Annotated in this window: 23 protein-coding genes; 9 read left to right on the top strand and 14 right to left on the bottom strand. The window is 68.4% G+C overall.

What is annotated here, in order from left to right; genetic code table 11:
• The first annotated feature begins 13 nt into the window (after positions 1-13).
• The gene (locus M1L58_RS05510; protein WP_248658197.1) at positions 14-346 is read left to right on the top strand and encodes a DUF3349 domain-containing protein; all 333 of its coding nucleotides are present in this window, start codon (positions 14-16) and stop codon (positions 344-346) included.
• Between the two features lie 41 nt (positions 347-387).
• On the top strand, positions 388-1,497 hold the full coding sequence (gene menE / locus M1L58_RS05505) for an o-succinylbenzoate--CoA ligase (RefSeq protein WP_248658126.1): 1,110 nt from the start codon (positions 388-390) through the stop codon (positions 1,495-1,497).
• Positions 1,498-1,544: 47 nt separating this feature from the next.
• Here menE and M1L58_RS05500 read toward each other — a convergent pair whose 3' ends face one another.
• The gene (locus tag M1L58_RS05500) at positions 1,545-2,420 is read right to left on the bottom strand and encodes a DUF559 domain-containing protein (RefSeq protein ID WP_248658125.1); all 876 of its coding nucleotides are present in this window, start codon (positions 2,418-2,420) and stop codon (positions 1,545-1,547) included.
• Positions 2,421-2,564: 144 nt separating this feature from the next.
• Between M1L58_RS05500 and M1L58_RS05495 the strand changes: the two genes are divergently transcribed.
• Positions 2,565-3,437 carry a 1,4-dihydroxy-2-naphthoate polyprenyltransferase gene (locus tag M1L58_RS05495; RefSeq protein WP_248658124.1) on the top strand — a complete coding sequence of 291 codons (873 nt, stop codon included), beginning with the start codon at positions 2,565-2,567 and terminating at the stop codon, positions 3,435-3,437.
• A gap of 59 nt (positions 3,438-3,496) precedes the next feature.
• Here the strand turns inward: M1L58_RS05495 and M1L58_RS05490 are convergent, their stop codons facing one another.
• The 6 genes from M1L58_RS05490 to M1L58_RS05465 all read right to left on the bottom strand — a co-directional run bounded on the left by M1L58_RS05490 (position 3,497) and on the right by M1L58_RS05465 (position 9,547).
• Positions 3,497-4,375, bottom strand: a complete 879-nt coding sequence (locus tag M1L58_RS05490) for a Clp protease N-terminal domain-containing protein (RefSeq protein ID WP_248658123.1) — start codon at positions 4,373-4,375, stop codon at positions 3,497-3,499.
• Positions 4,368-4,649, bottom strand: coding sequence for a helix-turn-helix domain-containing protein (locus tag M1L58_RS05485; protein WP_248658122.1), 282 nt, complete (start codon positions 4,647-4,649; stop codon positions 4,368-4,370). Before M1L58_RS05485 ends, M1L58_RS05490 begins: the two co-directional genes overlap by 8 nt.
• Before the next feature lie 144 nt (positions 4,650-4,793).
• Positions 4,794-7,343 (bottom strand): ABC transporter permease, encoded by a 2,550-nt coding sequence (locus M1L58_RS05480; protein ID WP_248658121.1) that lies wholly within the window; start codon positions 7,341-7,343, stop codon positions 4,794-4,796.
• Entirely contained in the window at positions 7,344-8,033 is a 690-nt protein-coding gene (locus M1L58_RS05475) for an ABC transporter ATP-binding protein (protein ID WP_248658120.1), read from the bottom strand.
• Between the two features lie 40 nt (positions 8,034-8,073).
• Entirely contained in the window at positions 8,074-9,195 is a 1,122-nt protein-coding gene (locus M1L58_RS05470; protein ID WP_248658119.1) for a PLP-dependent cysteine synthase family protein, read from the bottom strand.
• A gap of 25 nt (positions 9,196-9,220) precedes the next feature.
• The gene (locus M1L58_RS05465) at positions 9,221-9,547 is read right to left on the bottom strand and encodes a DUF4229 domain-containing protein (RefSeq protein WP_006865265.1); all 327 of its coding nucleotides are present in this window, start codon (positions 9,545-9,547) and stop codon (positions 9,221-9,223) included.
• 188 nt (positions 9,548-9,735) lie between these two features.
• On the opposite strand from M1L58_RS05465, the gene M1L58_RS05460 reads away from it, so the two are divergent.
• The 3 genes from M1L58_RS05460 to M1L58_RS05450 all read left to right on the top strand — a co-directional run bounded on the left by M1L58_RS05460 (position 9,736) and on the right by M1L58_RS05450 (position 10,885).
• Positions 9,736-9,957: a BldC family transcriptional regulator gene (locus M1L58_RS05460; protein ID WP_006435233.1), complete on the top strand. Its 222-nt coding sequence runs from the start codon at positions 9,736-9,738 to the stop codon at positions 9,955-9,957.
• A 73-nt stretch (positions 9,958-10,030) separates the two neighbouring features.
• Complete coding sequence (locus tag M1L58_RS05455) at positions 10,031-10,249, top strand: hypothetical protein (protein WP_006865266.1); 219 nt, start codon at positions 10,031-10,033, stop codon at positions 10,247-10,249.
• A gap of 138 nt (positions 10,250-10,387) precedes the next feature.
• Complete coding sequence (locus tag M1L58_RS05450) at positions 10,388-10,885, top strand: helix-turn-helix domain-containing protein (RefSeq protein WP_154884299.1); 498 nt, start codon at positions 10,388-10,390, stop codon at positions 10,883-10,885.
• Between the two features lie 147 nt (positions 10,886-11,032).
• Here the strand turns inward: M1L58_RS05450 and ccsB are convergent, their stop codons facing one another.
• From ccsB to M1L58_RS05415, 7 genes are all read right to left on the bottom strand, one after another.
• The gene (gene ccsB, locus M1L58_RS05445) at positions 11,033-12,049 is read right to left on the bottom strand and encodes a c-type cytochrome biogenesis protein CcsB (RefSeq protein ID WP_248658118.1); all 1,017 of its coding nucleotides are present in this window, start codon (positions 12,047-12,049) and stop codon (positions 11,033-11,035) included.
• A gap of 21 nt (positions 12,050-12,070) precedes the next feature.
• Entirely contained in the window at positions 12,071-13,801 is a 1,731-nt protein-coding gene (gene resB, locus M1L58_RS05440) for a cytochrome c biogenesis protein ResB (protein WP_248658117.1), read from the bottom strand.
• Between the two features lie 13 nt (positions 13,802-13,814).
• Positions 13,815-14,645 (bottom strand): cytochrome c biogenesis CcdA family protein, encoded by an 831-nt coding sequence (locus M1L58_RS05435; RefSeq protein ID WP_248658116.1) that lies wholly within the window; start codon positions 14,643-14,645, stop codon positions 13,815-13,817.
• Positions 14,645-15,238: a TlpA family protein disulfide reductase gene (locus tag M1L58_RS05430; protein ID WP_006865271.1), complete on the bottom strand. Its 594-nt coding sequence runs from the start codon at positions 15,236-15,238 to the stop codon at positions 14,645-14,647. Before M1L58_RS05430 ends, M1L58_RS05435 begins: the two co-directional genes overlap by 1 nt.
• Positions 15,239-15,257: 19 nt before the next feature.
• The gene (locus tag M1L58_RS05425) at positions 15,258-15,884 is read right to left on the bottom strand and encodes a histidine phosphatase family protein (RefSeq protein ID WP_006865272.1); all 627 of its coding nucleotides are present in this window, start codon (positions 15,882-15,884) and stop codon (positions 15,258-15,260) included.
• The gene (gene hemL, locus M1L58_RS05420) at positions 15,884-17,233 is read right to left on the bottom strand and encodes a glutamate-1-semialdehyde 2,1-aminomutase (protein WP_248658115.1); all 1,350 of its coding nucleotides are present in this window, start codon (positions 17,231-17,233) and stop codon (positions 15,884-15,886) included. Before hemL ends, M1L58_RS05425 begins: the two co-directional genes overlap by 1 nt.
• A gap of 98 nt (positions 17,234-17,331) precedes the next feature.
• A complete protein-coding gene (locus tag M1L58_RS05415; RefSeq protein ID WP_248658114.1) occupies positions 17,332-18,246 on the bottom strand; it encodes an SGNH/GDSL hydrolase family protein in 915 nt (304 codons plus the stop codon).
• Between the two features lie 117 nt (positions 18,247-18,363).
• Between M1L58_RS05415 and M1L58_RS05410 the strand changes: the two genes are divergently transcribed.
• From M1L58_RS05410 to M1L58_RS05400, 3 genes are all read left to right on the top strand, one after another.
• Entirely contained in the window at positions 18,364-19,848 is a 1,485-nt protein-coding gene (locus M1L58_RS05410) for an NAD-dependent succinate-semialdehyde dehydrogenase (RefSeq protein ID WP_248658113.1), read from the top strand.
• A gap of 126 nt (positions 19,849-19,974) precedes the next feature.
• A complete protein-coding gene (locus M1L58_RS05405) occupies positions 19,975-20,607 on the top strand; it encodes a YdcF family protein (RefSeq protein WP_248658112.1) in 633 nt (210 codons plus the stop codon).
• A gap of 119 nt (positions 20,608-20,726) precedes the next feature.
• Positions 20,727-22,157, top strand: coding sequence for a plasmid pRiA4b ORF-3 family protein (locus tag M1L58_RS05400; RefSeq protein WP_248658111.1), 1,431 nt, complete (start codon positions 20,727-20,729; stop codon positions 22,155-22,157).
• Positions 22,158-22,214 lie beyond the last annotated feature (57 nt).

Genomic DNA, 22,214 nt, shown 5'->3' with positions numbered 1-22,214 from the left:
GGGGGTGAGGAGTGTGGACCGCCCACAATTGCTCTACCGCATCATCGAATGGCTGCGTGCCGGTTACCCCGACGGCGTGCCGCAGGGTGACTACATCCCGCTCGTCGCCCTGCTGCGCCGGCAGCTCAGCGAGGACGAGGTCCAGGAGGTGTCGTCGCGGCTGATCCGCCAGTCCGCGCCGCCCCCCGAACCGATCTCCCAGATCGACGCGGCCGTCGCCATCACCAAGGTCACCCGCGAGCTGCCACACGAGGACGACATCGCCCGGGTGCGCCGACACCTGGAATCGTCGGGCTGGCCGTTCGACGGCCCCGATCCGGCCGACGCGAATCGGGACGAGTCCTGAGAACTCTGCGTGCCCTGTCGCTTCCCGCTCGACCGGAGGTCGTGGACCGACGCGACGAGCTGCTCGCCGTGCTCGACGGTTCGGTTGCGATCGTCCCCACCCCCGATGACGCCCGCGAGACAGCGCTTCTGACCGACGCGCTGTCGGTGGGTGAACCGATCGCCGACGATGTCTCGCTCGTGATCTCCACGTCGGGGTCGACCGGCGTACCGAAAGGGGCGCAACACACCAAGACGACGCTGGCCGTATCGGCGCAGGCCACCGCGGACCGCCTCGGCGGACCCGGTAACTGGCTCCTGGCCCTCGCCCCGCATCACATCGCCGGCCTTCAGGTCCTGTTGAGGGCCTTTGCATCCGGCCACACCCCCACCGTCCTCGATCTGGCCGCCGGCTTCGACGCCGACGAGTTCGCCGACGAGCTCGACCGGCTGGACGGGCCCCGGCGCTACACGTCCCTCGTACCGACGCAACTGATCAAGGTCCTCGACTCACCGCGCGCGACCACCGCATTGCGAGCCGCAGACGGACTACTCGTCGGCGGTGCGGCAACCCCCGCTCCCCTGCTGCGCCGGGCCGTCGACGAGGGGCTCCCCATCGTCCGCACCTACGGGATGAGCGAGACCGCAGGCGGTTGCGTCTACGACGGCATCCCGCTCGACGGTGTCTCCATCCACATCGCCGAACCGTCGCCCGACGGTGTGGGACGCGTCGTCCTCGGCGGTCCGGTGGTGGCGCGCGGGTACCGCAACCTTCCCGACCACCCCGCTTTCGCCGAGGCCGGGTGGTTCCGCACCGACGACCTCGGCCACCTCGACGACGGCGTCCTGTCGATCGTCGGGCGTGCCGACGAGGCCATCTCCACCGGTGGACTCACCGTCGTACCGCAAGTGGTGGAGGCGGTCATCGTCGAGGACCCAGCGGTCGCCGAATGCGTCGTCGTCGGACTTCCCGACGACCGTCTCGGCGAGAAGGTCGTCGCGGTTGTCGTCGCACGACGCGGAGAACACCTCGTCGCCAACCGGATTCGCGGTTCCGTCGCCGAACGTCTCGGCCGGTACGCGGCGCCTCGCGAGGTTCTCGAGGTCGATGAGCTGCCGCTGCGTGGGCCGGGTAAGCCCGATCGCCGCGAGCTGCGCCGACGCTTCTCGTAGATGTCGCGGATCGTGTCGGGCTGCACTACGTTTCGCGACATCTGGTCTCACGCCGCGGCGCTGATCGCCTGTCGGATCGTCGACGCGACGTAGCCGGCCCGTTCCGTCAGGTCGGTCCAGGTGAAGTTGAGGACCGTCCAGCCGGCCGCGATCAGTGCGTTCCGTCGGGTGCGGTCGTGCTGGAACGTGTCGGCGTCCCGATGGAAGGCGAAGCCGTCGAGTTCCACCGCGACCATCTGCGCGACGAACGCGAGATCGATCTCGTACCCGCAGCTGGGATGGTTGGCGACCCAGCCGCCGATCCCGGCGTCGTCGAGGATCGTCACTGCGAGACGCTCCGCCGCCGACCGTGCACCCGACTCCAGCAACTCGATCATCGGACCCATCTCCGCCGCTCCGACACAGCGGTACCGGCGCCGGTACGCCTCCTCAAGACGTTCGACGCTGATCCGACGCTGTTGCAGCACCGAATCCAGAACTCCCGCTCCCTGTTCGACGGCCCCTTCGAGCGCCGACAACGCGACCCCGGTGACCCGCAGATCTCCTCGGATGAGGACATCAGCGTCGTCGAGGGACCGGTTGAGAATCCGTACGCCTTTGATCGACGGACCGTGCCGACCGCGAGGGGCGGTGACGGTGATCGTCCCGGGCGCATCGTCGACGATGCCGTGCCACCAGGCCGCAGCCAGTCCCGACAGGATCGCCGACGGCCCGACCGACAGTGTCGCGATCCTGGCGGTGGTCCGGTCGGTGACGGGATGGTCGGCGAGCCGGTACAGCCGGGGACGGACCGCGACCCATTCACCGGCGGCCACCCGTCGTCGGACGGCCGAGCGATCCAATCCGTGCTCGCGTGTCTCGGCAGCAGTGATGACACCGTCGTGTTCGAGGGCAAGGGCTCGTAGTTTGGGCGGGGTTCGCACCTTGATTGGACGTATTCGCAGGTCGGTGCGGTTCCCGCGGACTGGAGCCGGGTGCAGATGTCGCGGATCGTGTCGCGCGCCGCAACGATGCGCGACATCTGATGGGGTGGTCGGCGGACATCCGACGCGTGGCAGGATCGATCCGTGGCAACCGCATCGCAGTGGATTCAGGGCGCACGCCCCCGGACTCTCCCCAACGCCGTGGCACCCGTGGTGGCCGGCGTCGGAGCGGCGCTCCACCACGGGGGGATCTCGTGGTGGAAGGCCGTGCTCGCGCTGGCCGTCGCGGTGGCGTTCATCATCGGCGTGAACTTCGCGAACGACTACTCCGACGGTGTGCGCGGCACCGACGACGACCGTGTCGGCCCGTTGCGCCTCGTCGGCTCGGGCGTGGCGTCGCCGGGGTCGGTGAAGGCCGCGGCGTTCATCTGCTTCGGCATCGGCGCGGTGTGCGGCCTCGTGCTGGCGATCGCGACGGCCTGGTGGCTGGTCGTCGTGGGCGCGGTCTGCATAGCGGGCGCCTGGTTCTACACCGGCGGCAAACGGCCTTACGGTTACGCCGGTTGGGGGGAGGTCGCGGTGTTCACCTTCTTCGGGCTGGTCGCCGTGCTCGGCACGCAGTTCGTGACGTCGGATCGTGTCGACTGGGTCGGTCTCGCGTGCGCGGTCGGTGTTGGTGCGGTGTCGAGCGCCGTCCTGGTGGTCAACAATCTGCGCGACATTCCCACCGACGCCGAGAGCGGCAAGATCACCCTCGCAGTCCGGCTCGGCGATGCCCGCACCCGAATACTGTTCGCTGTCTTGCTCGTGACCCCGCTCGTGATGAGCGTGGCGCTGGCCTTCGCGACCCCGTGGGCGCTCGTCGGCCTGCTGACCTTCCCGCTGCTGTGGCAGGCGTACACGCCGGTCCGCACCGGCGCGCAGGGCCCGGCGCTGATCCCGTCGATCGGGACGACCGGCCAGGCGATGCTCGCATGGGCGGTCGTCACCGCGGTGGCGTTGGCGCTGACCTCTTAGATCCGACGACGACCCCGCCCCCGGAATCGGTTCCGGGGGCGGGGTCGTCGTTTGTGGGGTCACACCTCGGCGTCGACCTCGGGCAGGCTCGCCCAGACGGCCGCCTTGAGTTCATCTGCGGTGGTGGCTGATTCGATCAGCGTCTTCGACGCGTCGTCGGCGGCGTCGATGATGCCGAGCAGCAGGTACTCGGCACGTAGCCGCCGGTCGCCCCGTTCGCGTGCGATCTCGACTGCTCGGGCGAACACCGCGCGGGTGTCCGGGGCGAACCGAGGCCGGTTACCCCGTCCGCGCGGACCCCGACGACCACGACCCGGCTCCCAGGGACCTTCGCCACCAGGGCCGAAGGGTCCGCCGGGACCGAACGGTCCGGGGCCGAAACCGCCGGGCCCGAAGCCACCCGGGCCCTCGGGACCGAACCCCGGGCCGAAACCTTCCGGCCCGCAGTCGGGGCGGGGTCCGCGGGCGCGGTGCGGTCCGTGACCGTGTCCATGCCGGCGTCCGTGGCCTCGGCCGCGTCCGCGACCTCCGTCGGGACCTCCGCGTCGTCCCGGCCCGCGTCCGGGGCGTTCACCCCAACCGTCGGACAGGTCCTCACCGAAGCGCCCGCGGACGGCTTCGCGCACCTTGTCGAGGTCGATCCCGACGCTCCGCAGAGCTTCTCGGTCCTCCTCGTAACGCCGGGCCGCCGACTCGTCGTCGGTGTCGGCCGCCTCGGCCTGGTCTGCGTGCTCCTCGTGGTACTTGCGAACCACTTCTCGCGCCGTGGCCAGGGTCAGCCCCTGATCGGCCAGGATCGAGAACAGCGGGCTCCGGGCGTTGCAGAGCATGCCCAGGATCAGATGATCGTTGCCCAGTTGCCGATGTCCGAGGTCGGCGGCCTCCTGCGTGGCGAAGGCCAGCAGCATCTTGTCATCACGGGTGATTCGTTCAAACATCTTTGTCTCCTTCGGGTCCGCCCTCGCGGACCTCACGTTGTGAGTGCTTCTGATGCACGGCCTGCCGGCTGATCTGCAGTACTTCTGCGATCGATTGCCAGCTCCAGCCATTGGCGCGAGCGTTGGCGACCTGTACTTCTTCGAGTCGGTCGGCCAGCGTGCGCAGCGCCCGAACCGCTGCCAGGCCCTTCGCTGGGTCGCTGCTCGCGGCATCTCCTGCGAGGTCAGCACCCTGGGCGTCGTCCGGCGTTTCGGTCTTTTGGTCGTCGTGCATGTTGTCAGGTTATGTTGACATCGGCAGCTTGTCAAGAATTGTTGACAGGGCCGGTCGATGTCCGCCCCGCACCGGAGAAAAGTCGAGGCAGTTTGATCCGCCGACCGGATCAAACTGCCTCGAGAAAAACTGGGCCGCCTGCGGCTACTCGTTCAGGATCGACTCGCTGATGTTCATCCGCGCCGCGCGCACGGCCGGCAGGAACGCGCCCACCAGGCACAGCGCCACCGCGATCGCGACGAACATCGCCGCCGATGGCCGCGGCGAATAGATCACGGTCAACGAGGTCGTGACGCTCAGGATGCGGTCGCTCAGCAGGTGCATCATCGCGCCGAGGATCACCCCGACCAGGGCGCCGACGACGGCGACCGCGGCGGCCTCGGCAAGCACCATGCGCGAGATGAACTTTCGGGACGCTCCCATCGCACGGAGCACACCCAACTCACGACGGCGCTCGATCACCGAGAGCAGCAGGGTGTTCAGCAGCGCGATGGCCGCAGCGCCGGCGACGATCCACTGGATGGCCACCGTGAACGAACCCGCCTGCTGGACGGTCGCCTGCGTGGCGGCGAGCGCTTCGCCACCGGTGTAGACGCTGATGGGTTTGTTGCCGGTCGTCGGAACATCCGCGACCAGCGTCTCGAGTGCCTGCTGCACCTGTGCGGGATCGGCGTCGGGGGCGGTGATCACCTGCAGGTAGGTGTCGCCCTCACGCCCGAACCACTCCCCCAGCTGCTTCTGCGACAGCGCGGCAACCCCGGAGTCCACGGACACGTAGTCGACGGTGTCCCGGACGACGACGTCATGCGGACCGGTCGGCGTCGCCAGCGTCACCGTGTCCCCGACACCCACATCGAGCACGCGCGCAAGCACATTCGACAACAGGATGCCGTTCCCGGCGAGCACCTGCTCGACCGACTCCGGCGTCGCCTTCCGCATGAACGGTGCGCGCGAACCCGGTTCCAGGCCCTGCACATTCGCTCGACTCTCGCCGATGTTGACCGCGGCCCACTGACCGCCGACGACCTCCGTAACGCCGGGCACCTTCGCGGCCTCGCCGCGGATCGACGGCCGCAGGATCGGGCCCAGCGGCAGGCTCGCGGCCGACGACGACGACACGTAGAAGTCCGGGTCGCCCAGCCCGTCCAGCGACTTCGACATCGACGACACCAGGTTGTCCAGCGCGCCCGACGTTCCCATGCCCACCGCGATCGCGACGGCCACCGTCATGAGTGTCGCCCACGCCCGACGCGGCGCGCGCTCGGTGTTGACCGACGCGAGCTGACCCGGTCCGCGGAACCAGCGGGCGACCCGAACGACCAGCCACGTCAACGGGTTCGACAACGCGAAGCACACCAGCAGGGCGCCCACGAGATAGACGACGCCGGCCAGGATCGCGGGTCGACCGGGCACCGTCGCGACGATCACCCACGACGCGATCAACCCGGCGGCCCCCACGATCCCGGCGATCACGACAACCGGCCCGCGGCGCTTCGACGCGTCGGACACCTCGACGGGAGCCATCGCCTCCACCGGCGACACCGAGAACACCGACCGCGCGGCCAGCGATGTGGCAGCGACACAAGCGAACACGCACGCGAGCACCGCGACCACCGGCGCGTACCCCGGCAGGTGATAGTTGATGACCGTGCCCACCGTGTCGGGCGGCGGGTCGGGCAGACTCGCGATCACCGCCCGGCCGGCGAGGATCCCCAGCGGGATTCCGATCACGCCGCCGACCAGACCCATCAGCGCGGCCTCGCCCAGCATGTCGCCGACGAGGTGGGATCGTCTGGCGCCCAACGCCCGGATCATGGCGAGGGAACCGCGCCGCGACGCCACCGCCATGTTCATTGTGTTGAAGACCAGGAACGCGGCGATCACCAGGGACACCAGCGAGACGAGCAGCGTAGCGTCGCGCGTCACCGAACTCGCGACCTCGGCCTGTTTGGCGCGGAAGTCCGGGTCGACGACCACCGCACGGCCGTCGACGATCTCCTCGACCTGCTTGCGCACCGACCCGACGTCGACGCCCGGTTCCGTGACGATGAGGATCGAATCGAGCCGCCCTTCCAGCCCGACGAGTCGCTGCGCGAGGTCCAGGTACGCGAACAGAAACCGGCCGTTGTTGAGTCCGGCGGCCTGCTCGTTGTCGACGACCTCCAGCACCTCAACGTCGATGCCGTTGACCGTCAACTGCTGCCCGACGTCGAGTCCGAGTCCCGGTCCGACGAAGACACCGTTGCGCAGTCGGTCGAAGTCGATCGACTCGGAGTTCTCCTGTTGGACGGCGGATCGCAGACTCCCCGACAGAGAGGTGACACGTTGGTCCGAGCCGATGAGCGGGATCGCCGACTCGTTCACGACCACCGACCCGCGGATCATCGGCACGACGGCCTTGGCCCCGTCGACGTCGCGGCGGATCTGGCCGGCCAACGACTGGTCGACGCCGCTGTCGGCGATCGCCGCGACCTCGAGGTCGGCCGAACCGGAGATCGCATTGTTGAACGCGCGCACCGACTGCGACGTCGAACCGAAGGTTCCCAGAACCGCGATGAGCAGTGCTGAGGAGACGATCACCACCGCCAGCGAGGTGAAGAGACGCAGCCGGTGGGTGCGGATCTCCCGGATGTTGAGCAGCCGGATGCGAGTGAAGCCGGCGAGCAGGGCTTCGACACCCCCTGAGACCTTCACCTACGCGATCTTCCCGTCGCGCACCGTGATCGTGGTGTCGGCGAACGCGGCCGCCTTGGGATCGTGGGTCACCATGACCACCAGCCGATCCGGCGCGGCGTGCGCGACGTCGGCGAGCAACTCCAGCACCGATTCGCCGGTCTTGGAGTCGAGGTTGCCGGTGGGTTCGTCGGCGAGCAGGATCGTCGGGTCCATGATGAGCGAACGGGCGATGGCCACGCGCTGCATCTGCCCGCCGGACAGTTCCGACGGCCGGTGGTCGACGCGGTCGCCGAGTCCGACCTGTTCGAGCAGTTCGACGGCACGCGGCTTGGCCTTGCGCAGCGACTGGTTGTCGAGCAGCCGTGGCAGCGCGACATTCTCCCACGCCGACATGGTCGGGACGAGATTGAAGAACTGGAAGACGAAGCCGACGCGGTGACGCCGGAAGGCCGACGCGGCGGTGTCGTCGAGCGCACCGAGATCGATTCCGTCGATGGAGATCCGGCCGGATGTCGGGGTGTCGAGGGCGCCGAGGATGTGCAGCAGCGTGGACTTACCCGCGCCGGACGGACCGACGATCGACGCGAACTGTCCCCCGTCGATGTTCAGATTCAGTCCGTCGAGGGCGCGGACGCGTTCCTCACCCATCTGGTACTCACGCACCAGGTCGACGGCCTCGACGAGTGGACGCACGGTTTCGGTCGGCACCCCCCGGATGGTAGCCCACCGGGTCGGTGCCGCCCGGGGCTCAAGCCGTCCAGCGTCCCGTCGCGAGGAACTCGTCGAGGATCGCGTTTGCCGGATCCAGATCGAAAGACTGTGCGGCGATCCACTTCTCGTCGAAGTAGGTGTTGGCGTAGCGGTCACCCGGATCGCAGAGCAGCGTCACGATGCTGCCCGCCCGGCGATCGGCGACCATCTCCGCGACAAGGGAGAACGCACCCCACATGTTGGTGCCGGTCGACCCGCCGACGCGGCGCCCCAACATCTCCGACACCCGGTGCGTGGTGGCGATCGAGGCCTCGTCGGGAACGCCGATCATCCGGTCGATCACCTGAGAGATGAACGACGGCTCGACCCGCGGGCGGCCGATTCCCTCGATGCGCGAACCGACCTCGCCCGTGAGCGCTCCATCGGCAGTCTCGTAGGCCGGCAGGAACACCGAGTTCTCCGGGTCGACGACGGCGAGCCAGGTGTCGTGCCGCCGGTACCGCACGTAGCGGCCGAGGGTGGCCGACGTGCCACCGGTGCCGGCGCCGACCACGATCCACGTCGGGATCGGATGCTCCTCGTCGGCCATCTGCGCGAAGATCGACTCGGCGATGTTGTTGTTGCCACGCCAGTCGGTGGCACGCTCGGCCATCGTGAACTGGTCGATGAAGTGGCCGCCCAGCTCGGCCTCGAGGCGCAACGCCTCGGTGTAGACCTCACCGGGATGTTCGACGAAATGGCAACGGCCGCCGTGGCGTTCGATCAGCGCGGTTTTCGCCGGCGACGTACTCGACGTCATCACGGCGATGAACGGCACCCCGATGAGCTCGGCGAAGTAGGCCTCGCTGACGGCCGTCGAACCCGACGACGCCTCGATGACGGGCGTCCCCTCGGTGACCCAGCCGTTGCAGATCGCGTAGAGGAACAGCGACCGCGCCAGGCGGTGCTTGAGCGATCCGGTCGGATGCGTCGACTCGTCTTTCAGGTACAGGTCGACGCCGGCGTCACCGTCGGGACCGGACCATCGCGACCACGGGGGCAGCGGAACCCGCAGCAGGTGCGTGTCGGCGCTGCGTCGGGCGTCGGCCTCGATCAGCCGTACCGCGTTCTGCGCCCAGGCACGGTCCGCCCGATGGTCGACGACCCGCGTCGGCCTCATGCGGGACGTCCCATCCGGAACGACCTCACTTGTCCCCGCGCAGGCGCGACTGGAGGTCGTCGTGGCGGGCCCGACGATCGGCCTCGATCGCGGCGATCTCGCCGTTGACCTTCAGCCGGAGCGACTTGAACAGGTACATGCCCAGCGGGAGCGCGATCAGCACGCCGAAGACGGCGGCGACGAGGAACGGCACGTCGACGCCCACGAGCTTGCCGCCGAACAGGATGACGGCGGCGATGACGACGACGAGCAGCATGCGCGCGACGGTGTAACCGAACAGGGCGAGCGCCAGGGTCGCGGGGCGGCCACTGGGCGGAGGTGTACCGGGGGCAGGGTCATGCGCTTCACTCACCCTCTCAGGGTACTTGCCTCCTTCAAAGGACCTGCAGGTCGTGGGCCTTTGCCCGCTCTTTACCTGCCGCTGAAGGTTCGAGTACCTGGGCGATTTGCGTGTATTCATGTAGAACGCGTCCATCAAGTGCCGGGCCGATTCGCCAAACCGCGGCGCACCGACAGGGCACCATCGTTTCAGGGGGAAACGTGACCAGCATCGAAACCACCGCGTCCACCTACATCACCCCGGGACTCGCCAGCCAGCACACCCTGACCCCCGGTCAGGTGGCGGCAATGTTCAACGTGAATCCCAAGACCGTCGCACGCTGGGCCAGCTCGGGCATCCTCGGCTCCATCCGCACCCCGGGCGGCCATCGACGCTTCCGCGAAGAAGACGTGGTCGCGCTGCTGAACCGTCGTACGCACTAGGCGGGTCGGCCCATCGAGCGACCTCGACCGGCCGCCAGACGAACTGACGTACGCTGGTTGACGGGAGGTTGCCATGACTTATCTGTTCGCCGTTCTCGGTCTGCTCGCCATCGGTTTCCTGATGTGGCGTGCATTCGGACCGCAATCGGACGGCGGCGGCGACGCCCCCTCGCCCGGCGGCCGTCGCCGCCGCTCACGCGGTCCGGTGGGCCCCGATGACGACCCCGATTTCCTCCGTGACCTGGACAACCGCACCCGTGGACCCAAGGGCGGCGAGGCCGACGAACTCTGACGCCCCGCCACTTGGCGTCTCGGTTCGTATACGAAAACCTGAGACTCGCTTCACAAGTCGCACCGGAACATACCCGAGGGTAGGGTAATGTCCTTCTCGTCATCGACTCCACGTTGGAAGATCCGAGAGAAGGCGCCGTTGAACCCGGGACGATCTCCGCACGGGGCGTCGACCGACGACGACCTGAGTTTCGCCGACAAGATCGGCCACCTCTTCGAGCACAGCCGTGACGAGAACGGGATCCGCTACACCGGCAAGAAGATCGCCGAGAAGGCGAACCGGTTGGGTTACTCGCTGTCGGACGCGTACATCTCGCAGCTCCGCACCGGCAAGGCGCGTACTCCCTCGTTCCGCACCGTCGAGGCCATCGCCCGCGCCTTCGACGTCAGTGTCACCTATTTCCTCTCCAACCCCGACGAGGATCTCGAGCGCGTCAGACAGCAGCAGAACTACGTCGAGATGCTCGAGGTCACCGGCAGCCACCTGGCCGGCATCGACCTCGGCTCCCTCTGCCCGGAGACCATCGACGCCCTCATCGACCTGCTGAAGCTGGTCAAGGCACAGGCGCAGGCGAAGCAGGCCGAGGGACCGGAGCAAGCCGAATCACCCGACGCGACAGCGCGTCTCCCAGAGTAGGGTCTCGAGCCCTTCGAGGCTCCTCGCTATCGCTCGTCGCACCTCAGGGAGCGAGGATGTCCCCGGCCGCTATCGCTCGTCGCACCTCAGGGAGCGAGGATGTCCCCCGCCGCTATCGCTCGTCGCACCTCAGGGAGCGAGGGGCGATCAGAGACCGGCGTACGAGTGCAGGCCCGAGACGACCAGGTTGATGATGAACAGGTTGAACAGCATCGCCACGAAGCCGGCGACATTGATCCAGGCCGCGGCGGTGTTGCGCCAGCCGGCGGTTGCGCGGGCGTGCAGGTAGGCCGCGTAGATCACCCACGCGATGAACGACACCGTCTCCTTGGGGTCCCAGCCCCAGAATCGGCCCCACGCCGCTTCGGCCCAGATGGCACCGCAGATCACGCCGAGGCCGAAGAGCGGGAAGCCGACGACGACGGTTTTGTAGGCGAGGCGGTCCAGGTTCTCGGCGGCCGGGATGTGATCGAGAATGCGGCGCACTGCGCCACCCACTCCCGGGCGAGCGGTGGAGGTCGCGTCGTCGTCGGGGTCCGACGCCCAGCGCATCTTCATGAGGTACAGGATGCTGGCGACGCCGGAGACCATGAGGATGCCCGAGGACACCGAGATGATCGAGACGTGCACGGCCAGCCAGTACGACTTGAGGGCGGGCACGACGGGCGCAGCCTGGGTGTAGAGCCAGCGGCCGGCGATGAACATCAGCAGGACGACCGGAAGCAGCACGAACGAGAGCAGCGGACGGTGCTCGGGCTTGCGCAAGATGACCAGCGCCGCGATCACGCCCGCGGCACAGGTCATCGAGACGAACTCGTACATGTTGCCCCACGGCACACGGTCGGTCGCCATGGCGCGCAGCACGATCGACGCGAGGTGCGCGACGAGCCCGACGATCACGACGGGCAGGCCCATGTTGCCGAGCTTGTCCCCGAAGGTCCGCTTCGCCGGGCCGGCGACGCGTCCCGGCATCCGGACGTCGTCGGAACCCGTGGTGGCACCGGCGGCGACGAGTTCCCGCTCCTCGAGCTTGCGGCCGCGAACCGCCGCGAGCGCACCGAAGAACAGGAACGCGGCGACCACGTACACGGCCATCGCGGTGCCGAACAGCAGGTCGGAGTAGCGCGCCAGCGTCTCGTCCACCTGGACGGTGCCGTTGTTCATCAGAGTTCCTTTCGCCGGCGCCTAGAGTCGCCGGGTCGTGCGCCGCGAGGTGGATGCGTCCGCGTCGTCGGCGACGAGTGCCGCCGCCTGGTCTTCGAATCCCTCACCCCAGCCGGCCTGATCGGTACGGGCCAGACCGGCAATCTCTACTACAGTACGTCGTTTTCCATCGAGCGGTTCCGTGCCGGCCGGGTCCCGGCTGCCGTCCGGCCCCGTGGTGACCGGTGCCGGGACGAGCCGCGCCCAGATGCGACGGCGGCGGATCAGCAGCGAGACCAGCAGGCCACCGAGCATCACGACCGCGCTGACCAGCACCCAGATCTGCGCCGGGTCGTGGGAGACCTGCACCGACACCCACCGCTTGTATCCGTCGAAGGTGACGGTGGTGCCGTCGGCGATGGTGTGGCTCTGGCCGACGCTCAGGTTCACCTGCGCCTGCCGCTGGAGTCGGCCCTGCTCGACGAGGTCCTGGTCGAGGGAGTAGACGTTCTGTGGTTTGCCGGTGTCGAGACCGGTGTCGCCCTTGTAGACCCGGATCGCGACGGCCGGGTCGTCGGGTTCCGGCGACAGCGACGTCAACAGGGTCCCGTGGTACAGCGCAGTCGGCGCGAACAGGCCCTCGAGGGCGATCTGGTTCTTCCGGCGCTCGTCGGCGTCGGGGTACAGCCCGGCCGGGGTGTCGTAGCGCACCGCACCCGAGGACAGCATCGTCTGCAGTTCGTCGGGGACGAACGGGGTGGTCTGGGTGCGCTTCTCCCCGTTCGGGAAGGTGACGGTGAACGTGGGGGCGAAGCCGTTGCCCAGCACGTAGACGCGGTCACCGGCGACGCGCAGCGGTTCGTTCACCCGGACCGAGGTGCTCTTCCAGGTGTCCGGGGAGCCGACCTTGGTTCCCTCGGCGTAGCGGATCGTCGCGTCGTACATGTCGGGCTGGCCGCTGGGCAGGAAGGTCGCCGAGAAGTCGTCGACGCGGAAGCAGAACGGCGACAGGTCGGTGCCGTCCACGAGGTTGCCGGCGCGGAAGGAGTCGTAGACGGCGGTCGAGGTGTTGCACATCCCCTGCTCACCGTCGGCGACGAGGATTCGCGTGCCCTCGTAGCCGAACATCTTGCCCGCCGCGATCGACACCAGCAGCGCGAGCAGCGCGAAGTGGAAGACCAGGTTGCCGAACTCGCGCAGGTAGCCCTTCTCCGCGGACACCTCGACGCAGCCGTCGGGGTAGGTCTTGGACAGTTCGCGGACGACGACCTCGCGCCGCCAGCCGCGGAGCCGGCCGTTGATTCGGTCGGCGATCTCGTCGGGGGTGCCGTCGACGGTGTGCGTGACGTGCCGGGGCAGGCGCGACAGATTGCGCGGCGTGGCAACGGGTTTGGCGCGCAGGCTGTGGAAGTGCTCGATCATGCGCGGCGTCAGGCAGCCGACGAGCGAGACGAACAGCAGCACGTAGATGGCGGTGAACCAGACGCTGGAGAAGACGTCGAACAGCTGCAGCCGGTCCATCCAGGTGCCGAGCGTGCCGCGTTCGGCGATGTACTCGAGCGTCTTGGTCTCGTTGAGGTCGCGCTGCGGCAGGAGCGCGCCGGGGATCGCGGCGAGCGCCAGCAGGAAGAGCAGCAGCAGCGCGGTACGCATCGAGGTCAGGGACCGCCACAGGTTGCGCAGCGGCCAGAGGACCCGCCGTCGGGCCCAGTGCGCCTTGGGCGTCCCGGGTTCGGGGGTGTCCACCTGGGGACGGTCGGTCACATCGGTCATGAGGGCAACACGCTCAGATCGGTAGTTCGGTGTCGGTGACGAAGTGGACCTGGACCCACACGATGAACTGGTCCCACCAGCCGGTCAGCAGTGCGACGCCCACCCCGATGAGGAGGATGCCGCCGATGACCTGGATGGTGCGGGCGTTCCGGCGCAACCAGCCGAGGCTGCGCAGCGCCCATGCCGAGGAGAACGCCAGCACGACGAACGGCAGGCCGAGGCCCAGGCAGTAGGCGACGATCAGGGTCACACCCTTGGCCGCGGTCGCACCCTCGGTGCCGCTGACGGTCGCGATGACCGAGGCCAGGGTCGGCCCGAGGCACGGCGTCCAACCGAGTGCGAAGACCGCGCCGAGGAGCGGGGCGCCGACGATGTTGGAGACGCGCACCGGCTCGAACCGGACCTCACGCTGCAGGGCCGGGATCAGGCCGATGAACACCAGACCCATCGCGATGGTGACCACGCCGCCGATGCGTTGCAGCAGTTCACGATTCAGGACGAAGGTACTGGTGACGCCGAGGACCGTCGCGGTGGCCGCGACGAAAACGACGGTGAAACCGAGCACGAAGAGACCGGCGGCGAGCGCGACGCGCGAGCGGCCGCTCTTGGCGCCCTCCCCCACCTTTACCGCGGGCGCCTCGGCGCCGACGAGGCCCGCGAGATACGAGAGATAGCCGGGGACGAGCGGGACCACGCACGGCGACGCGAACGAGACCAGACCGGCCAGCAGACATGCCGCCAGGGCGAGCAGAAGCGGTCCGGAGGTCACCGTCTCGGCGAAGGTGTCGCCGATCGACGAGGCGAGGACCGTCGTCGTCAGGTCGGCCGTGGTGGGTTCGGACATCAGGCGGCGCCCGTGGGTTCCGCGGCGACCCGCTTGACGACCTCGTCGAGTTCCTTGTCGGAGACGGCCTTCAGGAAGACCGCGGCCGGCCGGTGCTGCCGGTCGAGGACGATCGTCGTCGGGACCACCGACGTCGGGGTGGTCAGCGCCGCCAGGGACAGGCCCGGGAAGTCGTAGATCGACGGGAACCCGACGTTGCGGTCGATCACGAAGTCCTTCGCGGAATTCCGGTCGTCGCGCAGGTTGATGCCCAGGAACTCGACGCCGTCGTCGCGGTTGGCCTCGTAGACGCGCTCGAGGTCGTCGGCCTCACCGCGGCAGGGTCCGCACCACGAACCCCAGACGTTGATGACCACGACCTTGTCCGCGAACCGGGGGTCTGACAACGACAGCGGCTGACCGCTGACGAGGTCCTCGCCCTCGAGGCCGGCGATCGGCTTGCGGTCGGCCGGCTGGTAGGTGATGACCGTCTGCCCGCCGGGTGAGACGAACTGGAAGGTGTTCCCCTGCGCAACCGCGTCGTCACCCGTGCTGCAGCCGCTGATCAGCAGGATCAGGGCCGACAGCACTGCCGGCAGGAGGAACTTGCGCACGACGTCTCGACCTCTGGCTTCACGCACCGGTGGCCAGCGGGTCGGAGGCACCGGCCGGCTCGGAGTAGATGATGTCGACGAGGGCGTCGTCGTCGTAGATGAGACTGGTCAGCGAGGCAAGCGAACACTGCCGCCGACGCGGGTCGTGCCAGAGGCGCTGACCTTCGAGGAAACGACGCAGCGTGTAGACGGGCAGCTGGTGGCTGACGCACACGGCCTCGTGGCCGCGGGCGGCGTCGCGCGCCTTGTTGGCAGCGGCCAGCATGCGGTGCGCCAGCTGGATGTACGGCTCGCCCCACGACGGGGTGAACGGGTCACGCAGCTTGGGCCAGTGCCGCGGCTTGCTCAGCGCGCCGTCGCCGACGGAGACCTTCAGGCCCTCGAAGACGTTGTCGGCCTCGATGAGGTCGTCGTTGGTCTGGATGGACAGGCCGTGGGCCGCCGCGATCGGGGTCGCGGTCTCCTGCGCGCGCTGCAGCGGCGAGGCGAAGACGGCCTTGACGTCGTGGTCGGCGAGGGCGTCGGCGACCGTCTGTGCCTGCGACCGGCCGGTGCCGGAGAGCCGGAAACCGGGGAGGCGACCGTAGAGGATGCCCTCCGGGTTGTCGACCTCTCCGTGGCGCATCATGTGGACGATCGTGTGCATCAGGCGTTGTCCCCCGGGGTGGCTGCGGTAGCGGCTGCCTGCGCTGCCGCGGGCAGCGCGTCGGCGATCTGCGAGAAAGCATCCTCGTCGAGTGCGGCGGACACAAACCACGCCTCGAAGGCACTCGGCGGTGCGTACACGCCGCGCTCGAGCAGGGCGTGGAAGAACGGGGCGAATCGCCAGGTCTCGGTGGCGGTCACACCCGCGTAGTCGAAGACCGGGATCTCCGGGGCGGTAGTGAAGAACACACTCAGCAGGTTGCCCGCCTTCTGCACGCGATGGCCGACACCGGCGGCGGTGAGCGCCTCGGTGAGCAGGCCGGCGAGACGGTCGGCGTTGGCGTCGAGCTTGTTGTAGACCTCGTGGTCGGCGTTGCGCAGGGTCGCGAGGCCGGCGGCCACCGCGACGGGGTTCCCCGACAGGGTGCCCGCCTGGTAGACCGGGCCGGTCGGCGCGAGGCGCTCCATGACGTCGGCGCGACCGCCGAAGGCCGCGGCGGGTAGACCGCCGCTCATGACCTTGCCGAAGGTGTAGAGGTCGCCCGCGGCACCTTCGAGGCCGTACCAGCCGCTCGGGCTCACGCGGAAGCCCGTCATGACCTCGTCCATGATCAGCAGCGCGCCGTGACGGCGGGTGATCTCACGGAGACCGGCGTTGAAGCCCTCGACCGGGGCGATGGCGCCCATGTTGCCTGCGGCGGCCTCGGTGATGACCGCGGCTATGTCGTCGCCGTGCTCGGCGAACGCCTTCCCGACTGCCTCGAGGTCGTTGTACGGGAGAACCAGGGTGTCGTGGGCCGACGCACCGGTGACACCGGGGCTCGTCGGCAGACCGAGCGTCGCCAGACCCGAACCGGCGGCGGCGAGCAGGGCGTCGACGTGACCGTGGTAGCAGCCGGCGAACTTGATGATCTTGGAGCGGCGGGTGAAGCCGCGGGCGAGGCGGATCGCCGACATGGTGGCCTCGGTACCCGAGTTCACCAGGCGCACACGCTGAACCGGGTCGACGCGGCCGATGATCTCCTCGGCCAGTTCGATCTCCGGCTCGGTCGGCGCACCGAACGACAGGCCGCCGGAGGCTGCACGCTGCACGGCGTCGACGACGGCCGGATGCGCGTGGCCGAGGATCATCGGGCCCCACGAGCTGACGAGGTCGACGTAGGTGTTGCCGTCGGCGTCGGTCAGGCGGCAGCCCTGGGCGCTGGTGATGAAGCGCGGGGTCCCGCCGACCGCGGAGAACGCGCGGACCGGAGAGTTGACGCCACCCGGGATGGCCTGAGCGGCGCGGGCGAACAGCGCGGCGGAGTTGTCGGAATGCTCGACGATGGGGCCGTCAACGGAAGGGGTCACGGCCTACAGTGTTCCAAATGGCACCGAGTGACCCAAATCGCCGCTGGTGAGAGGGTGCTCCGGGTCACCCGAGGGGGCCAGACCTCGCGCGAAAGCGATCAGTTCGCGAGCGCCTTGCGGACCTGTTCGGCAATGGCCTCCTGGCCCCGTTCGTTCGGGTGGACGCGGGCGGGCCCCTGCGCGGTCATCGGTTCGATCCACCGCTGTGGTCCGGCGCAGGCGTCATGCCCGACCGAGGCCGGCAGCATGTCGACGAACCGGACCCCTTCGTCGGCGGCGGCGCGTCGGCCGAAGTCGTTGAGCGACGTCTGGAGGTCACGGATCATCGGGACGTCGCCGACGGCGAGCTTCATCTCCGGGTAGCACCCCACGGTCGGCGGCATCAGCCACGGATAGCCGACGAGCAGCACCTTGGCGTCCGGCGCCTTGGCCTTCACGTCGCGCAACGCCTCGCGGATTGCCGGGTAGATGTCGGTGGCGACCGGTTCGATCAGAGAGCGTCCGTACCGGTCGGTGCACGGCGAGCCGAGCGGATCGGTGTCCGCGGCGCGACTGCACAGCTCGATGGTCCGCCCGTAAGTCTCCTTGTCGTTGCCGCCGATCATCACGGTCACGATGTCGGCATCCGCGGTCACGGCGTCGAGCTGCGGCGGCACCCCCTCGTGCTGCGCCTTCCGGAAGTCGGCGGTCTCGGCGCCACCGCAGCTGACGTCGGTCAACGCGAAGTCCTCCTCCGCGGCGACGATGTGCGCGAAGTTCCTCGACGAGCGCAGGCACAGGATCGGCGAGTCCTCCACCAGCGGTTGCACGCCGGTTCCCGCGCTGAAGCTGTCGCCGAGATTGACGTACTCGGTGCGGTCCTCGGCCTGCGTGGCCGCTGGGGTCGACGCGGTGGTGGTGCTGCCCGCGGCGTCGTCATTCGAGCATGCGGTGGCGAGGGTCGCGGCCACCGCGAGCAGCCCGAGACCGCGTAGGACTGCGTCGGGCCACCGGCTGCTGTTGTGTACGTCCACCAAGCCATCGTGCGTCCGCGCGAAGGCGGTCGGCAACCACCTCTCCAGCCGGTAGCGTTGAAAACGGCGTGCGAAACGCCCAGGCTGCCACCCGACCGGACGAGGATGTGAGACGGCATGAGCTCCAGCGATGTCAGTGACAGGGATGTGCTCGACCCCCAGGCGGTTCTCGACGGGGTGCCGACCGGCCTCTGGATCAACGGGCGTTCGACGTCGGCCGCCGACGGCGCCACCTTCGAGGTGTACGACCCGGCCACCGAGGAGTCGCTGACATCGGTCGCCGACGCCGGGGTCGCCGACGCCCGCTCCGCGCTCGACCATGCGGTCGCCGTATCCGACGAATGGGCCGCGACGCCCGCCCGCGAACGCGGCGAGATCCTGCGTCGCACCTTTGAATTGCTCACCGACCGCGCCGACGACATCGCCCTGCTGATGACGCTCGAACTCGGCCGCGCACTCCCCGACAGCCGCGCGGAGACCAAGTACGGCAACGAGTTCCTGCGCTGGTTCGCCGAGGAGGCGGTCCGCATCGGCGGGCGCTTCACCCAGGCCCCCGCGGGCAACGGACGGATTCTCGTCGCCCATCAACCCGTTGGCCCGTGCCTTGCGATCACGCCGTGGAACTTCCCGCTGGCGATGGGAACGCGCAAGATCGCGCCGGCGCTGGCCGCCGGCAACGTCATGATCGTGAAGCCGCCGCGGGAGACGCCACTGACGATGCTGGCGCTGGCCGAGGCCTTCGCCGAGGCGGGGCTGCCGCCCGGCGTGCTGTCGGTGCTGCCGACGAGTTCGAGCGGCGAGGTGTCGACTGCGCTGATCACCGACGACCGGATTCGCAAGATCAGCTTCACCGGCTCGACCCCGGTCGGTCGCAACCTGCTGGGTCAGGCCGCCGAACGTGTGCAGCGCACGTCGATGGAACTCGGTGGCAACGCACCGTTCCTGGTCTTCGACGACGCCGACGTCGACGCCGCGGTCGAGGGCGCGTTCGCGGCCAAGATGCGCAACGGCGGCGAGGCCTGCACCGCGGCCAACCGTTTCCTCGTGCAATCCGGCGTCGCCGAGGAGTTCACCACCAAGCTCGTGGCGAAGATGGCGGACGTGACGATGGGACCGGGATATGAGGACGGCGTGACCCTCGGGCCGCTGGTCAACGCCGATCAGCGGGACAAGGTCGCGGCTGCGGTCGAGCGGGCCGTGAGCGACGGAGCACGAGTCCGGCTCGGCGGGGAGCGACCGGACGGTCGCGGATTCTTCTACCCGGCAACGGTTCTCGACAACGTCGACCCATATGCCCCGGTCACGCGCGAGGAGATCTTCGGTCCGGTCGCGGTGATCAGCACCTTCGACGCCGAGGACGACGCGATCGCCGCCGCCAACTCCACCGAGTACGGCCTGGCGTCGTACTTCTACAGCCGCGACCTAGAGCGCTGCATGCGCGTCGCGAGCCGCCTCGACTCGGGCATGGTCGGGGTGAACCGCGGCGTGATCTCCGACGCAGCAGCACCATTCGGCGGGATCAAGCAGTCCGGCATCGGCCGCGAAGGCGGCATCGAGGGAATCGACGAATACCTCTCGGTGAAGTACATCGCGCTCACCTGACCCCGCGCGACCTGGCGGTCGAGCGGTCGTTCGACGCCGATTTGCTCTGTTACGTATGTGACTGGTGATGCAGATGTTATCGGGTTGAAACCTGCACGGCCGTGCTCATCCGTACACTCCGAGGGCATGCGTCTGAGAAGAATGATGCCCGCGATCGCCGTCGCCGCGGCGGTGACGATGACCGGTGTCGCCGTCACCACCACCGGGGACAACAGCACTGCGAAGATCGAATCAGCCGCCACCAGTTTGGATTTCGGCAGTGCCGACCCCGGTAGTCTTGATTTCGGTAGCGTCGACTTCGGCAGCTCCGAACTCGGAACGCCGAACAGCACCTTCCTCTGGGAGAGCCCGCCGACCCGTTACATCGTGGTCCTGGGCGCCAAATTCGGCCAGCTCGGCCAGACACCGCAGATCATGACCCAGCGACTCAACGTCGCGGCCAAACTCGCCAAACAGCATCCGTTCAACCGCATCATCGCCTCCGGCGGCGACACCCACTGGTTGCCCATCGCCGAAGCACAGTTCATGAACATCGGCCTGATCCGACGCGGAATTCCGCCGTGGCAGATGGTCAACGAGGTCGCGTCGACCTCGACGGTGCAGAACGCCCAGAACACGGTGGCGATGCTGAAGCGCATGGGCGGAACCGGCGCGCTCATCGTCACCAACGGCTTCCACATGGAACGCGCCATGAAGAACTTCCGCGACGCCGCCAAGGCCCAGAATGCCCGGCTCACGTTCCGGGCGGCGTACGCATAACACTTCCCCTCAGAGGCGGTCCCCCTCCCGCCCACCCGTTTCCCTCCCGCTTACCGGATCTGGTAAGCGGGAGGGAAATGGACACCGCGGGAACTGGGGCCTGCCCTACGCTGGGCAGCATGCACGATCCTGGCCACGAATCGCCCGATGCCGACGAACTGCGTCGCCAGTTCGAGTCGATGCTCTCGGGCCTGCAACCGAACGAACTGCCCGCGCTGCTGAACCAGCTCAGCAGAACTGCCGCGGACAGGTTCGAGCGGCCACCGTCGATTCGTCACCGCAAGGAACCGCTCGCCGAGACCGTCGTGTTCCGCATCCGCGTGGATCTCGACGACGCGCGACCTCCCATCTGGCGCCGCCTCGACGTCCGCTCGGATGTCTCCCTGGAGGACCTGCACCGGATCATTCAAGCGGCGTTCGGTTGGCTGGACTACCACCTCTATCGGTTTGCCCTGGGCGGCAGCCCATTCGACCGCAGGAGTGAACTGTTCCTCTGCCCGTTCGACGCGCAGGAAGGCGAGGAGGTGGGCACACCGGTCGCCGAGGTCCGGCTCGACGAGACGCTCCACGATCAAGGCGACGTCCTGCGCTACGTCTACGACTACGGCGACAGCTGGGAATTGACCCTGCAGGTCGAAAGCGTCCACGAGATGTCGGAGGACACACCGTGGGCCCGCTGCGTCGACGGTCGGCGAGCTGCACCGCCGGAGGACTGCGGCGGGATCACCGACGCGGAGTCACTCGCCGGGGTTGTCGACGACCCCGCACATTTCGACATCGACGAGGTGAACGCCGCACTCAGCGATCCCGTTCTCTCGCTTGTCGATACCGGAGTCGATGCACGGCTCGGCGACCTGCTGTACCGGGTTCAACCGCTCGACGGGTCCGGAGCCCTGACGGCGAGCGCAACGCGGTTGGCCTCATCGACTATTGCGACGGGCGACCAGCTCGAAGCCGACCTGCTCCCCTACCTGTGGTTCCTGCGCCGAGCACGTGATGAAGGCTTCACGCTCACCTCCGCCGGCTACCTGAAGCCGGCCGACGTGGTCGCGGCGTCGAAGGTGTTGCCGACCATGAAGTACTTCTTCGGTGCCAAGAATCGAGAAGTCCAGAGCGCGCCGGTGATGCTTTTTCGTGAGTCCCTGCTTCGGATGGGGTTGTTACGCAAGCACAAAGGCCACCTCTTGCCGACGCGAGTCGGCAAGAGGCTCGCCGACGATCCGCAGGCACTGGCCGATCATCTCGCCGATCGGCTGCTGAACCAGAAGATGGATCGGTTCACCGAGGACGCGAGCCTGCTGATGCTCTTCTTCGCCGCGGCCTCCGAACCCGGCGACGAGATGCCACTCGAGACGATCGGCGCGCTGCTCACCGCGTATCGCTGGCAGGGCACGGACGGGCGCCCGATCCAGAAGTACGACCTCTATGACCTCGACAACGGAATCTACGAGTTCTTCGAAGCCGTCTCGCCCCCGGAACGGGGATTCCGAGGGTTGACAATGAGCCCGACGGCCATCGAGATCGCGCGACGCGCAATCCACCATCGCTGACCCAGCGTCTACTACCGAAAGTAGTTCTCGCGCCTGACGATCCGCGGGAGTCGTGCC

Origin of the sequence: Gordonia sp. C13, assembly GCF_023218005.1 — a bacterium.
GTDB classification, from domain to species: Bacteria; Actinomycetota; Actinomycetes; order Mycobacteriales; family Mycobacteriaceae; genus Gordonia; species Gordonia namibiensis.
Note: the sequence above shows the minus strand (reverse complement) of the source record. Positions and strands in the feature narration are given on the sequence as shown.